Annotated in this window: 1 protein-coding gene; it reads left to right on the top strand. The window is 40.6% G+C overall.

Annotation, left to right across the window (positions count from 1 at the left end):
• The coding region (locus HT685_RS09905; RefSeq protein ID WP_173279067.1) for a hypothetical protein at nt 1-753 on the top strand (753 nt) is incomplete at both ends.

The raw sequence follows: 753 nt of genomic DNA, 5'->3' as shown, positions 1-753 counted from the left end.
CCTAAGAAACCAGATGGCTCAGCATATCCACCAGGAACGAAGGTAGTTATTCCAGGTGATAATAATACAACAATTGAGGTAGTGATTGGAAATGACGGTTCAGGAACAGTTCCAAACGATAAACTTCCAAAAACTGATAAATCAGGAAAAGGTATCGTAACAGAGCCGAATAAGAGACCATCTAATCCAGTTGATGTAACAACACCAGCCCGTAAGACACCAACGGTTGAACTAGATCAAGATCCAAATACAGGAGACGTGACAGTAACACCTAAGAAACCAGATGGGTCAACATACCCACCAGGAACGATAGTTGAAATTCCAGGAAAAGATGGAAATCCAATTAGAGTAGAAATTGGACAAAATGGTAAGGGGACAGTTCCAAATAGTGAATTACCAGACGGAAAAACATCAGGTAATGCTAAGATAGCAGAACCGAATAAACCTGTTGAAAATGTGACTGTTGAAACACCAGCTCGTTTAACACCGGCAATAGTATTAGATCAAGATCCAAATACAGGGGAAGTAACAGTAACGCCTAAGAAACCAGATGGGTCAATATACCCACCAGGAACGATAGTTGAAATTCCAGGAAAAGATGGAAATCCAATTAGAGTAGAAATTGGACAAAATGGTAAGGGTACAGTTCCAAATAGCGAGTTGCCAGACGATAATATCTCAGGTCCAGGAACAATCACTGAGCCTGGTACAGATAAAACTCCTGAAAAAGTTACTGTTGAAACACCAGCTCGT

Origin of the sequence: Streptococcus sp. 5004 (assembly GCF_013276755.1) — a bacterium.
Lineage (GTDB): Bacteria > Bacillota > Bacilli > Lactobacillales > Streptococcaceae > Streptococcus.
The sequence above is the reverse complement of the archived record's forward strand: the minus strand, read 5'-3'. Positions and strand labels throughout refer to the sequence as shown.